The organism is Chitinimonas arctica, from assembly GCF_007431345.1.
GTDB classification, from domain to species: Bacteria; Pseudomonadota; Gammaproteobacteria; order Burkholderiales; family Chitinimonadaceae; genus Chitinimonas; species Chitinimonas arctica.
The window spans coordinates 4,720,665-4,734,378 of sequence record NZ_CP041730.1; the positions used below are offsets into that span (position 1 = coordinate 4,720,665).

Annotated in this window: 6 protein-coding genes and 1 pseudogene; all 7 read left to right on the forward strand. The window is 66.4% G+C overall.

All coding sequences use genetic code 11. The features are described from left to right. The first annotated feature begins 161 nt into the window (after nucleotides 1–161). On the forward strand, nucleotides 162–416 hold the full coding sequence (locus FNU76_RS21580) for a phosphopantetheine-binding protein (RefSeq protein ID WP_223879129.1): 255 nt from the start codon (nucleotides 162–164) through the stop codon (nucleotides 414–416). Then, nucleotides 409–1,548, forward strand: coding sequence for an acyl-CoA dehydrogenase family protein (locus FNU76_RS21585; RefSeq protein WP_144280117.1), 1,140 nt, complete (start codon nucleotides 409–411; stop codon nucleotides 1,546–1,548). The genes FNU76_RS21580 and FNU76_RS21585 overlap by 8 nt, the downstream gene beginning before the upstream one ends. 311 nt (nucleotides 1,549–1,859) lie before the next feature. Next, nucleotides 1,860–3,425 carry an amino acid adenylation domain-containing protein gene (locus FNU76_RS21590; protein ID WP_144280118.1) on the forward strand — a complete coding sequence of 522 codons (1,566 nt, stop codon included), beginning with the start codon at nucleotides 1,860–1,862 and terminating at the stop codon, nucleotides 3,423–3,425. Next, nucleotides 3,422–7,870, forward strand: coding sequence for an AMP-binding protein (locus tag FNU76_RS21595; RefSeq protein WP_144280119.1), 4,449 nt, complete (start codon nucleotides 3,422–3,424; stop codon nucleotides 7,868–7,870). The genes FNU76_RS21590 and FNU76_RS21595 overlap by 4 nt, the downstream gene beginning before the upstream one ends. Further along, nucleotides 7,867–9,096, forward strand: coding sequence for an ACP S-malonyltransferase (locus tag FNU76_RS21600; RefSeq protein WP_144280120.1), 1,230 nt, complete (start codon nucleotides 7,867–7,869; stop codon nucleotides 9,094–9,096). The genes FNU76_RS21595 and FNU76_RS21600 overlap by 4 nt, the downstream gene beginning before the upstream one ends. Nucleotides 9,097–9,098: 2 nt before the next feature. Continuing rightward, a complete protein-coding gene (locus tag FNU76_RS21605; protein ID WP_144280121.1) occupies nucleotides 9,099–12,377 on the forward strand; it encodes an AMP-binding protein in 3,279 nt (1,092 codons plus the stop codon). Then, nucleotides 12,374–13,696, forward strand: a pseudogene (locus FNU76_RS24755) (beta-ketoacyl synthase N-terminal-like domain-containing protein); the annotation flags it as partial. The gene FNU76_RS21605 and the pseudogene FNU76_RS24755, both read left to right, overlap by 4 nt. Between the last annotated feature and the right edge of the window lie 18 nt (nucleotides 13,697–13,714).

A 13,714-nucleotide genomic window follows, 5' to 3' on the forward strand; every position in this document is an offset into this window, starting at 1 on the left:
AATGATAGACTCCCGTCTCAATTCAAGAGCCATCCAAAGATGGCCGTGTAGTGTGACTGGCCCAAGTTTCTAAGAAGGCTGCATGGTGCAATCGAGGTCGTAGGCGGCCTCCCGATTGTTCGTGACAGTCGTTTATTTGGCAATGGTTGGAGGAAGAAGCAATGATGGACGTGTTCGCTCGAAATAAGCTGGTGTCTGACTACCTTTGTAAGCTTGCCGGACGGCAAGAGCTCGATGAGGCGGTCGACATTTTCGAGACTGGCCTGGTGAATTCCCTGGCCACCATTCAGCTGATCGCATTCCTGGAGAAGAACTTCAAGTTCAAGGTCGGTCTCGATGACCTCGACCGCGCCAACTTCTGCAGCATCCAGGCCGTTTGCGGCTTTCTGGACAGGAAAGTAGCCGTCAATGCTTAAGCGCTTTCTGTCGCCTGAGCAAAACGATTACCTGCACGCATTCGAACACTTCTCCGCTACCGAGGTTGCCCCGCATGCCGATGACTGGGACCGGCAGGAAGCGACCCCTTCGTCCATCGTGCAGAAACTGGCCCGCAAGGGTTGGTTGGGCGGTCTCGCCAGCCGCGAGAATGGCGGGCTGGGTTTCGATGCCACCACCTTTGGCCTGCTCAATATGGCTGTCGGCGCCGGTAGTGGCTCGCTGACGGGGCTGCTCAACGTCCATTCGATGGTGTTGAAATCCATCGAAGACTGGGGCAGTGCGGAGCAAAAGCAGCGTTATCTGCCAACGCTGGTACGTGGCGAGCTGGTCGGCGCCTTTGCCCAGACCGAAGTATCGGCAGGCGGCGATTCGGGCAATCTGAAGACCCGATTCGAAGAAGATGGCGACGAGTTGCGCATCACCGGCCAGAAGACCTGGATCACCTATGCCCAGACCGCCGACCTGTTCATGGTCTTCGGCAAGCTGGGGGGGCTCGATACCGCCGTGCTGGTGCCCAAGGGCACGCCGGGTTTCACCATTACGCCCAAGCACAATATGCTGGGCTTCAAGAGCGCGCATCTGGCCGTGCTGGACTTTGCCGATTGCCGCGTTCCCAAGGCAAATATCGTCGGCAAGCCTGGCTTTGGCCAGAGCCTGATCTCGACCGGCGCCCTCGACTATGGCCGCATCAGTGTGGCCTGGGCTGCGCTGGGCATCCAGCAGGCGGCATTGGCTGCATCGGCACGCCGTGCCAGCTCGCGCTCCGCTTTTGGCGTCATGCTGGCCGACCAAGGCCTGATCCGTGGTTATCTAGCCGAAATGTCGGGCAGTTTGCTGGCTTCGCAAATGGTCTGCCTATCGGCTACCCACGCCAAGGAAGCGCGCGAAGAAGATGCGCTGGAGCAGATCCTGCAGGCGAAGCTGTTTGCTTCGCGCCAGGCAGGCGAGGCGGCCGACAAGGCGGTGCAGATCCACGGCGGACATGGTTGCGACGAGGCCAACGGCATCAGCCGCTTGTTCCGCGATGCCAAGATCCTGCAAGTGGTCGAAGGCAGCAATGAGCTGCAGAAAATGCTGATCGGCCGCGCCGTCTGCGAGCGCTATCAGTAACACACAAAAATAATCGCTGTAACCACCGATCCCGGCCAGTTCCACGGCTGGGCGGCAAGGTGGTCCAGGTAACCGATTCAGGGTCTGTCCCGGGCGGCTGTCGAGCTGCGCACGCGTAATCCGTGCGGGCAGGGCGGCGTGCGGCTGTGCATCCTGGAAACGGCTTCCGGCCGCCTACTTCACAACCATGCCAGCAGGAATGCGCCCGCCGATGCCCGTCATCGCCGGGTCAGGGCCGCCCTTTGCCTGGCGTCCGTTGGCGAGGGAGTCGAAACAGCTGGTCCGAGTGTGCACGAGGAGGAAATTAAGCCATGAAAAATAGCTTTTCCATTATTACCGAGACCTTCGAACGGATGGCGCGGAATAACCCGGCGCCTGCCATACGCTGGGGCAAGGGCGAAGTGCTGGCCTGGCAGACCTTGCATGCCAAGGCAAGGCTGCTGGCCCGGCATCTTGTGCACGAGCGGGATCTCAAACCCGGCGAGTGCGTGGCCATCGCCATGGACCGCTGCCCGGAGTTCGTGATTGCCGCCTATGCCGTGTTGCTTGCGGGGGGCGTCTACTTTCCGCTCGACGCGAAGGCACCGCCGGCCCGCATGGCGTCGATGCTGGCGACGGCCCGTTGCCGGCTTGCCTTCTGCGCCGAAACACAGGTGCCTGGCCTGCTGAAGGCGGCGCCGGGCCTGGAACTGATCCTGCGCGAGCAGTTCGGCGAGATCGAGTTCCTGCCGGCCGACAAGCTGTCCGAGCCCTTGCCGATACTTGCGCCGACCGATCCGGCCTACCTGATCTTTACCTCGGGCAGCACCGGCACGCCCAAGGGCGTGCTGGTCAATCACGGCGCCCTCATCAATCGCTTGGTCTGGCACCAGGACCATAGCGGCATGCAGGCCAGCGATACCATCCTGCAGCGCACGGCGCTGACTTTCGATGTCTCGCTATGGGAAGTGTTCCTGCCGGCGCTCAATGGCGGCAGCCACTACCTGCTGCAGCCGGGGCTGGAATCGTTCCCGCGCGGCATCGCCGCGGCGCTGGAGGATGCGGCGATCAATATCGTCCACTTCGTGCCAAGCCTGCTCAAGCCTGTGCTGCAAGAGTTGCAGGATACCGCGTCGGAAGCGCTGGCCGGCCTGCGGCAGGTCTACGTCAGTGGCGAGCAGCTACCGCCCAGCCTGGTGGATCAGTTCCAGCAGCAGTTCGGTAGCCGCTGCCGGCTGACCAATCTGTACGGCCCGACCGAGGCCGCCATCGATGTGAGCTTCTACGACTGCATCGAGCCGGCGCCGCTGTCGGTGCCCATCGGCCAGCCGTTGACCGGCTGCGAGCTGTATATCGTCGATCCCGACACGCTGGCGCTCAAGGGCGCGGGCGAGCGCGGCGAGATCGCCATCGGGGGCATCTGTCTGGCCGAAGGCTACTACCAGCGGCCCGACCTCACGGCCAAGGCCTTCCTGGTCCACCCCGAACTGGGCGAACGCATCTATCTGACCGGTGATCTGGGCTGGTACGAGGCCGATCGCGGCTTCTTCTGCCAGGGACGCAAGGATACCCAGGTCAAGCTGCGCGGCCTGCGCATCGAGCTGGGCGAGATCGAGCACCATCTGCTGAGCCATCCGGCGATCAGCGAGGCCGTTGTCTGTGTGATCGAAGACACCGCCGCCGAGCAATGGCTGGTGGCTGCCATCGTCGCGGACGAGCCGCTCGATCCACAGTTGCTGCGCCAGTTCCTGGCCATGCAGATGCCGACCTACATGCTGCCGGCCCGCTACTGGCAAGCCGGCCAGCTGCCGCGCAGCAGCTCGGGCAAGCTTGACCGCAAGGCGATTGCCGCCGGCATGCGGAGCCAGTTCTTTCCGGAAATGCAGTGTGAGGCATGAGCATGCAGAGGTTTGAGCTATCGCGGTCGCAGCAGGCCGTGTTCACGATGCAGGCCTTCCAGCTGGCCGGCCAGCATTTCTATCTGGGCGGGGTGGCACGGCTACGCGGCAAGCTGGCGCTGGCTGAGCTGGTCCGGGCTACCCGCTTGACCCAGGATGGCCACGAGCTGTTCCGCATCGGCTTTGTGGCCGATGCCGATAGCGGCCTCTGGTACGGGGTTCGCCACGCGCAGCCGCAGGCCGAGATCGGCCAGGTCGACTTCAGCGACCATGCCGACCCGGAAGCCGCGTTCGAGGGCTGGGCAGAGCGCCAGCTACTGCTGGAGGAAGACTTGGCGTTGCAGCCGGTCCGCGTGTTTGTCGTGCGCTTCGGCAAGGAAGAACTGGGCTGGTTTGTCAAAGCCCACCACGCCGCATCCGACGGCGCCACGCTGGCGCTGGTGATGAGCCACTTTTCGCAAGCCCTGGAGTCCGGCCGTTGCGATGCCTCGCCGGCCTTCTCGCTGCTGGCCGATTGTGAGCGCGACTATGAAGCCGGCAGCCGTCATGTGCGCGATGCCGACTACTGGCGCAGCCTGTTCGGTGAAGCCGCCGACCATGCTGCGCCGGCTGTGCAAGCCAGGGCGCCGATTGGCGACTACCGCAAGGAATCGCCGCGCTCGATGCGGGTGCGGGCGACGCTAGCCCCCGCCGACAACGCCATCCTCCGTCGCTTTAGCGAGGCCGGCGGCTCGGTCTTTCGGCTGTTTTTCGCAGCGGTCGGTTTTTGCCAGATGGTGGTGGAGGATAGCGACGGCGTACTGTTGCAGGCCCCCATGCTCAACCGCTGGAGCGACGCTGAAAAAGCGACGCTGGCCATGGCCGTGGCGCCCGTCCTGGTGCCCGTTTCGCGCGCTGCGGGTGAAACCGCCGCCGCTTGCTACCACCGGCTCAAGAAAACCCTGCAGAAAGCGGTGGTCCACTCCCGCTTTGCGCCTGGCGCCCGCTGGGGCGAGTTCGCATCGCCGGCCTGGCGGCAAGCCATTCCTGCTTTTGGCGTCTCGTACCAGACCGGTGCGTTCGACCGTCGCGTCGCGGGTGTCGAGGTCGACATCGACCATCTGCAGGCGGTCGAGGCGCTGTTCGCCACCATTCATATCCATGACCGTTTCGACGGCGGCAGCTTCCGGCTCGAAGCGGATTTCCGCCGGCGCTGGTCGGCCGCCGAGTGCCAGGCCTTCCTGCAGGCGGTGCTCGACCAGGCCGTATCGGTCGCGCGGGACGTGCTGGGCGAAGCCGATCCGGCCGGCCAGGACGCCGACGAGGCGGACGTCGCGCCAATCGGCGTGGCGCTACAGGCGGCGTTCGAGCGATACGGCGACCAATGCCTGTTCAAGTACGGTGGTCGCGAGGGCAGCCTTGGCTACCGCGACGGCTGGGCCTGGATGAGCCGCTTTCGGGCTTCGCTCCGCCAACGGGGCTATCCGGATGGCTGTAACGCGCCGGTACTGATCCTGGGACGACGCCTGCCCGAAACCACGCTGGCCTATCTGGCCTGCCTGATCGATAACATCACCGTGGTGCCGGTCTGCCCGACCACGCCGCCGGCCCGGCTGCAAGCCATCCTCCGCAGCGCGGGCGCCGGCTTGTGCGTGCATGCGGCGGCCGACCGGCAACTCGCCGAATCGCTGGGGCTGCCCCTGCTTGAAGTCAGCCTGGCGCTGCCCTCCGAGCTCGCGGCGGTGACCGCACCCGCTGCGGCCACCGCTAGCCGGCCGGCTTACATTCTCTATACCTCGGGCTCGACCGGCGAACCCAAGGGCGTTGCCATTTCGCCGACCGCGCTGGCCCATTACGCCCTGGCAGCCACCGCCGCCTATGCCGGCGAGCGGCCGTTCAGCACGCCGCTGTTCACCTCGTTCGGCTTCGACCTGACCCAGACCAGCCTGCTGGTACCCGTACTGTCGGGTGGCTTTATCCAGACCTGGGAACACGACCTGCGCGACGATCCCGGCATGCTGCAGGCCTTGCTGGCCGACGAGGCGCTGACCGGCGTCAAGTGCACGCCTTCGCACCTGTCGCTGCTGACCGAGCACAGCCTGCCCCGGCGCAATCCCCTGACCTTCGTGGTGGGGGGAGAAAACCTGCTGGCCTCGCTGGTCGACAAATCGCTGACGGTGTTCCCGCCCGGCAGCCGCATCGTCAACGAATACGGCCCGACCGAAACCACGGTCGGCTGCTGTATCCACACCGTCAGCCAGCCAGCCGCCGAAGGCTTGGCGGCCGGCACCATCACCCCGATCGGCGTTGCGCTGGGCACGGCCCGCATGTCGATCCGCGATAGCCTGGGCCAGCCGCTGCCACTTGGCTTTCGGGGCGAAATCTGGATCGGCGGCCCGGTGCTGGCCGACGGCTATGTCGGCAACCCGGACCAGACGGCGGCCCGCTTCGTCGCGGGGCCGGATGGACATGGCCGCTGGTATCGCACCGGCGATCTGGGTTTGCTCGATGCCGCCGGCGTGTTTCATTGCCTTGGCCGCATCGACGACGAGTTCAAGCTGCGCGGTCACCGTATCCATCCGGCGGAAATCGAGAAAGCGGTTGAAGCGGCGCTGGCACGCGTGGATAAGCGCCGCTGCGAGCTGAAAGCGCTGAAACTTGCGCTGGGCGGGACCGATTGCATCGTGCTGTGCAGCAACGAGCCGCTGCCGGCGAGCCATCCCGAATTCATGGCCAGCCTGCACGCAGCCCTGCCCGAAGCCTGGCGGCCGGCGCATTTCTGCGCGGTGCAGCCCTGGCCCGTCAACGCCAATGGCAAGGTCGATGCCGCGGCCTTGCAGGCCACCGTCACCGCCCGGCTTGCCGTCAGCGATGCGGATGCGGCCGTCGCGGCGCCGGCCGGCCGGCCGAACTGGCAACTGCCCGACTGGCTGAACGAAGCATTTCTGCGGCCGATCTGGCCCAGCCGGGTGGACTGGCATGCTTCCTTCCTCGAGCAGGGCGGCGACTCGATCAAGGCGATCCGTCTGGCGGCGCTGCTGGCCCGGCACGGCGTGCGCATCGGCGCGGCCGAGCTGTTGACCGCGCGTGCCCTGGGCGCGGTGTTGGAAGCCGCCTGCAGCACGGCGGCCACGGCATCCGCCGCGGCACCTGAAGTAGCGGCCGACAGCATCGAGGCCGACTGGATCGCCGCGCTGCCGGCCAGCCGCTGGTTCCACCGGCAGCCCTTGCATCATCGCGACCGGCTGCAGCAGGGCGTCGTGCTCGCGCTGCCCGAGGGGCAGGGTGCCGGGCAGATCCATGCGGCGGTCGAGGCGGTGAAGGCCCGCCATGGGGTGTTTGCGCTGCGCGGCGACCCAGCCGGCGGCGAATACCGGCTGGCCGGCTCCGCTCAGGCGCTGCGGGAATACGCGCTGGCGCCTGGAGAAACCCTCGAACAACGGCTGCTGGCCCTGCAGGCCGAAGTCACCATGCAGCAGCAAGCCAGCGTGCATGAAGTCGTTACCGACGCCGGCCAGTGCTACCTGCTATGGGTCTGCCACCATCTGCTGTGCGATGTGCACTCGTGGGTACATCTACTTGATGAACTCGACGAATGGCTGGCTGCGCCAATCGCCGGTAGCAGCCCGGTCCGCGCCGAGTATGGCGCTTTCCTGTGGGGCCAGTGGCTGCAAGCGCAGCCTGCCTGGTCCGTGCCGGTGGCGGCCGCCGCAGTGGCACTGCCGGCCGGCGAGATGGCCAGCCTGGCGCTGAGCCTGCCCAAGTCCTCGCTGCAGCAGCTGGCGCACCGGCTCAAGGCCGAGCGCGCCGAGCTGATCGCGGCGGCCTTGCTCGACCTGATGCGGGAAGACGGCAGCCTGCCGCCACAGCCGGTGGTGTTGCTGGAAAACGCAGGACGCGTCTTCGATGAAGCCGGCGTACCCGCGAGCTGGCGGCGTTCGCTGGACGCGGCCGTCGGCTGGTTTACCGGCTTCGAGCGGATCGCCGTGCCGGTCGGCACGGGGGGTGGGCTGCTGCATGACCTCAAAGCCGGTCGCCATGCGGCTGGCCGCCAGTGGTTCGACCGTCTGGGTCCGGGTCACGATGGCGCGACGCCGCTGCTATGCCTCAACGACATTGGCCACGGGCTGGCCGGCCAGACCGACTGGCGCCATTTTCGGCTCGATCCGACCTTGTCGGGGGGCTATCGCCATCCTGCCGAGGCCGCTGGCGCCCATTACGACCTGCTGCTGCAGGATGACCCCTCCGGCCTGGTGAGCATACAGCTGACGGTGGCCGGCGCCGGCCGCGAGCAGGCCGGACACAGCCTGCGGCGGCTGGATGCCCGCCTGCTGGCGCTGCATGCCGCCCTGCAGCAGGAACAGCCCGATCGACTCGGCCGGCAAGCCTTATTGCCGGCTGACTTTCCCTTTTGTCAGCTCACCCAGCCGGAGCTTGACCTCATTCTTGATGGAGCCACTGTATGAGTGCCTACCTTGACTCTGCGAAAACCGTTTTTCTGTTTCCCGGCGTGGGTGCCCAGCAAGCGGACATGTTTGCCGCGTTCCGGTCCTTTCCTGCCTACCGTGCCTGCCTTGACGAGGTATCGGATCTGTCCGGTGTCGGGCTGGAAGACATCATCCATGGCGAAGGCCGCCAGGCCCTGGGCCAGGTACGCGTCGCCCAGCTGGCCCTGACGGCCACTACGGTGGCCATTGCCCGCATCCTGCGCGAGGAATGCGGCCTGCTGCCCGACTTCGTGATGGGCCATAGCCTCGGCCAATATCCGGCCCTGTGTGCCGGCGGCTACCTCGACCTGGCCACCGTCACCCGTGTGGTCAACCTGCGCTCGGAGGCCGTCGAGGCCTGCGCCGGCCGCTACGAGCAGGGGGATATGTGCTGGGTGCTGCACCTGCCGGCCGAAACGGTGATCGAACAGGTCGCCGCGGCCCGACAAGACGGCATCACGATCTTTGTATCGGCCGTGGACGCCTTCGATCAGGCCACGATATCGGGCGAGATGGCCGAGATCCGCCGCTTCGCCAGCCGCATCGAGGCGCTGGGCGGCCTGGTCTATCCGCTGCGGATCGGCGGACCTTTCCATTCGCCGCTGATGGCGCCCGCCAGGGCGCAGCTGGATGCCGCGCTCGACTTTCTGCCCAGCCCCGACGCCGGCCGCCTGCATTCGCGCCTTGTCTGCAATGTCGGTGCGGGCGAACTGGCGGTGGACGGGCTCAGGTCCGCCATCCTCGATCACCTGGTCGAGCCGGTCCAGTGGCTGCACAGCATGCAGTATCTGGCCGGCCAAGGGGTGACGCGCTACCTGGAAATCTCGCCCAAGTCGGTGCTGGCCTATCTGGTGCAAAGGGCTGAGCTGCCCTTGCAGCCGCTGTACGGTCCCCAGGAACTGGCTGGCGCCGTCGAGCGCTTGGCAAGCGCACAAAGCCGGGGTGAGCGCTTCCATCAGCGCTGCTGGCAGCATCTGTACGGCGAACCCCTGCCGGTGCTCGAACCGGCGGCTAGCCGCCAGCTGCGCGAAATCCGCAGCGAAGTGCACAAGCAGTTGCCGGCTGCACCGGCCAACGCCGCCGAGCGCGACTTCCTCTACCAGCGCAGCCTGCGGTGGCTGGAGCTGGCGGAAGCCGGCACGGGCGCCTCCCGCGAGGCGGACCGGTTGCGGCTGCACGGCCTGTACCAGGCAGCGGGGCGCTGAGCATGCAAGCAGCGAACTACCTCGAAGAAGCGCTGCAGGCCACGCCGCAAGCCGGCGGCCTGCTGTTCCACGCCCTGAAGGACGGCAATAGTGCCTACCATATCGGCGTAGCCTGCCGCTTGCGGGCGACGGCATCGGTCGAACAGATCCACGCTGCCTGGCATCGCATCCAGCTGGCCCAGCCGGCCTTGCGGTCGGTATTCGCCTGGCGCGGTCTGCGACACCCGCACCAACTGATCCATGCCGCGCCGCGCATCGCGCTGGATTATGCCGCCACTACGCTGGCTGCCGATGCCGGGGAGGTCGGGCCGCGCTGCCTGGCATGGCTGGCGAATTCCCGCGCCACCCCGTTCGCGCTCAACCGCGAAGTCTTCCGCATTGCCTGCTTCCATGATGCCGAAACAGGTGTGCTCGACCTGGCTTTCTCCTTCCACCATATCCTGATGGATGGCTGGAGCAGCTCGCTGCTGATCTCGCAGTGGGTGCAGGGCTTGCGCGGCCAGTTGCTGACGGGGCTGGATGCCCGTCAATACGCGCAGCAACTGTGGCAGGGACTGGACCCGCAGTCGCAGGAGCACAGCCGCCATTACTGGGAGGCCGCTTTTGCCAAGCTTGGCGAAGCGGGTGCAGCGCCCGCCACCCTGTTGCTGGCCGAACCGCTATTCCGCCCGGACAGCGCCGCCGACCAGCCCGCCCAGCCGCTACGCATCGGCAGGCAGTGGGAGAGGGACCGCAAACAGGCGGTCGAAGCCCTCTGCCGCCAGGCCGGGGTGACACCCGCCAGTTTCTTCTACCTGTGCTGGGCGCTGATGCTGGCACGTTTCACCTATCGCCGGCAGGTGGTGTTCGGTTGCGCCTTCTCGGGGCGGGAGGCCGCGCTGGCGCATGACGCCGACCGCCAGCCGCTGGGCCTGTTCACCAACACGGTGCCGCTGGCCGTGGCGCTGGATGGCGGCTGGAGCGTGGCGGCGGCGCTGCAAGCGGTTTTCCAGACCCTGCTGCAGACCCAGAAGCACGAAAAGACGCCGCCGCTGACCGTGCGCGAAGCGGCCGGGCAGCGCGGCGAGCTATACGACTCGCTGGTGGTGTTCGACAACTACCCCATCGACGCCGGCCTGCAAGACGCAAGGCAGGGCGTCAGTGTGCAGGCGCTCCATAGCGAAGAGACCACCCACTTCGGGTTGACGCTGACGGTGTCGGGCCTGGAGGACTGGCGGGTCGAGCTGATGAGCGGCGAGCAGTACCGGGGGCGGCCGGAGGCGATCGAAGCCGTGCTGGCCGCGTTCGAGGCCCAGGCGACCGACCTGCTCGCGCTGCCGACGGCGGCCACCATCGGCAGCCTCAGCCTAAAGCTGGCGCCTGCTGCGGCCCCGACCCTGCCGGTAGCCGGCCGCGTGAACACGCAGTTGCCCGATATCAACGCCGTGCTGGCCGGTATACGGCAAGGGCTATTGCAGACGCCCGACGCGATTGGCCTGGTCGATGGCGAACGGCCGGTCCGCAAGCGCGAGCTGGTCGACGGGATCGGCGCGATCCAGGCACGGCTGCGGCAGGCCGGCTTCGTTGCCGGCGACCGGGTAGCCATCCATATGGACAAGGGCCTGCTGTCGACCCAGGCCATTCTGGCCATCGTGTTCGGTGGCGGCAGCTATGTCTACCTCAACCCGAAAGACCCGCTGCCACGCAAGCAGAGCCTGCTGACGCTGGCAGGCTGCGGCATCGTGCTCGATGCCGCCTCGCTGCAGCTCGATCCCGCTACCTTCAGCGGCCGTCATTTGCTGCTCGATACGACCGTCGATGCCGCTCCCGGCGCGGCCGAGCTGGTGCTTTGGCCCCATCGCCGGCCGGCCGACGAGTTCTATTTCATCTTCACCTCGGGCACCACCGGGACGCCCAAGGGCATTTCCATCCGCAACGAGTCGGTGGCCAACCTGCTCGACTGGTTTGTCCGCGACTGCGGCCTCAGCGCCGGCGACCGGGTACTGGGCCTGACCGACCTGAATTTCGACCCCAGCGTGGAAGACCTGTTCGGCAGCCTCGCGGCCGGCGCGACGCTGATCTACCCGCCGGCCCGCGTCCTGCAGGAAAAGGCAGCCTTTATCGCACTGATGCAGCGCGAGGCGGTCAGCCTCGTCAACTTCATCCCCGGCGCCATTGCCGAGCTGATCCAGGGTGCGCCCCGGCTGCCGGCCATGCGGCTATGGATTTTCGGCGGCGAAGAATTGCCCCGCCGCCTGCGCGATGAGTTGCTGGCGCAGGGTTACGCCGTGCGCAACCACTACGGCCCCAGCGAAACCACGGTCGATTGCCTGTGCGCGCCGCAGGTGGCCGGCCAGCCCGTTGCCATCGGCTGGCCGGTGCAGAACACCCTGGCCTATTGCGCCGATGCGTTCGGCCAGCCCCTGCCGGCCGGCATCCGCGGCGAATTGCGCGTAGGCGGGGTGCCCGTTGCCCTTGGCTACACCACCCACGCCGCCGAGACTACCCATTGCTTCGTCGAGCACGGCGGCCACCGTTTCTACCGCACTGGCGATGCCGTGGTCTTTTCGCCGGAGCTTGGCTTCAGCTATCTGGGCCGGCTCGATGACCAGGCCAAGGTCAACGGCGTACGGATCGAACCACGCGAGCTGGAGCGCGTGGTGGAACTGCTGGCCGAAGTCCGCACCGCCAGCCTGTTGCCGGCCACCACCAGCGAGGGCAAGCGGCAATGGCAGCTGTTTGTCGATAGCGCCACCCAAAGCGAGCTGCTGCTGCCACGCCTGCGCGAGCATATCCGCGGCCACCTGCCCGAAACCTGGCTGCCGGCCCGGATGCTGGTGCTCGATGGCCTGGCCCGCACCGTCACCGGCAAGATCGATCGCCAACGGCTATTGGCACTGGCGGCCCAAGCCACGCTGCCGGCAGCCGATGCCGCGCCGTTGGTCGACCCGATTGCCGCCAAGGTCCAGGCCGTTTGGCGCGAGGTGCTCGATGGCGCGGTCGTGGTGGGCGACGTCAATTTCTTCGATGCCGGCGGTAACTCGCTCAAGATCATCGCGCTGCAATCGCAGCTGCAGGCTGCCTTCGGCCGCGAGATCGGCGTGACGGTGCTGTTCGAGCACCCGACCATCGCCGCCTTCGCCGACTGGCTTCGCCGCAGCGAGACCGCAGCCGATTCCCATCCGGATGCCCAGCCAGACCCGGCTTCGACTTCCCGCGAACAACAGCTGTCTTCGGCCCGGACCGGCAAGAGCCGGCTGGATATGCGCCGACAAAAAGCAAAAGAAAGTTCTGTGACATGAATCGTGAATATACCGGCAGCGAAATTGCCATCATCGGCATCGCCTGCCGTTTTCCGCAAAGCCCCGACTGGCAGAGCTTCTGGCGCAACCTGGTGCAGGGGCGCGAACTGATCACGTTTTTCTCGCGCGATGCGCTGCTGGCGAACGGGATGCCGGCCGAGCTGGTCGATCAGCCCGCCTATGTGCCGGCCAAGGCCGCCCTCGAAGATGCCGACTGTTTCGATTACCGCTTTTTCGGCTACTCGCAGCGCGAAGCACAAAAGATGGACCCGCAACTGCGGGTCTTGCATGAGGTCAGCTACAACGCGCTGCTCGATGCCGGCATCACCCCCGGCCAGCAGTTGCTGAATGCGGGCGTGTTCCTGGGTTCCACCCTCAATCTGGAGCGGATGCAGCAATTCGGCGGTGTGGGTGGAGATATTGCCGAGATGTTCGATGTGGGCAACTACAACGACCCGGCCGCCTTCGCCACCCAGATTGCCTACCGCATGAAGCTGAACGGGCCGGCTGTCCATGTGCAGACAGCCTGCTCCACTTCCTTGGCGGCGGTACACCTGGCCAGCAAGGCGCTGCTGGCCGGCGAGTGCCGGATGGCGCTGGCCGGAGGCGCCTGCGTCACCGACCCCGTGGCCGGCGGCTACCTGTACCGCGACGGGATGATCCTGTCGCCCGATGGCCACTGCAAGACCTTCTCGGATGAAGGCAATGGCACCGTGAACGGCAACGGGGCCGGCATGGTGGTGCTCAAGCTGCTCGAGGACGCGCTGGCCGATGGCGACCCCATCCACGCCATCATTGTCGAATCGGGCATGAATAACGATGCCGACCGCAAGGTAAGCTTCGAGGCGCCCAGCGTGCAGGGGCAGGCCGAGGTCATCGGCCGCGTCTACGAGCTGGCCGAGGTGCCGTTTTCGTCGCTGGGCCTGATCGAAGCCCACGGCACCGCCACGGTGCTGGGCGATCCGATCGAAATCCAGGCGCTCAACCGGGTGGCCGGCGAGTTGCTTTCGGCCGAAGAGCGGGCTCGGTTCCAATGCGCCATCGGCAGCGTCAAATCGAATATGGGCCACCTCGATGCCGCCGCCGGCATCGCCGGCCTGATCAAGGCCGCGCTGAGCGTGCGCTTCGGCAAGATTCCGCCCTCGCTGCACTTCGAACGGCCCAACCCCCATCTTGCCCTTGAAAAGACCCCGTTCCGGGTACCGACCACGCTGGAAGACTGGCCGGCGAGCCAGCCTATCCGCCGGGCCGGTGTCAGCTCTTTCGGCATAGGCGGGACCAATGTACACGTGCTGCTGGAGCAGGCCCCGAGCCGGTCGAGGTCGACCGCGACCGGA

Excerpts from the sequence above, each read along its gene's own strand:
- FNU76_RS21580 (WP_223879129.1), top strand. The coding sequence starts at position 162 with ATGATGGACGTGTTCGCTCGAAATAAGCTGGTGTCTGACTACCTTTGT.
- FNU76_RS21585 (WP_144280117.1), top strand. The coding sequence starts at position 409 with ATGCTTAAGCGCTTTCTGTCGCCTGAGCAAAACGATTACCTGCACGCA.
- FNU76_RS21590 (WP_144280118.1), top strand. The coding sequence starts at position 1,860 with ATGAAAAATAGCTTTTCCATTATTACCGAGACCTTCGAACGGATGGCG.
- FNU76_RS21595 (WP_144280119.1), top strand. The coding sequence starts at position 3,422 with ATGAGCATGCAGAGGTTTGAGCTATCGCGGTCGCAGCAGGCCGTGTTC.
- FNU76_RS21600 (WP_144280120.1), top strand. The coding sequence starts at position 7,867 with ATGAGTGCCTACCTTGACTCTGCGAAAACCGTTTTTCTGTTTCCCGGC.
- FNU76_RS21605 (WP_144280121.1), top strand. The coding sequence starts at position 9,099 with ATGCAAGCAGCGAACTACCTCGAAGAAGCGCTGCAGGCCACGCCGCAA.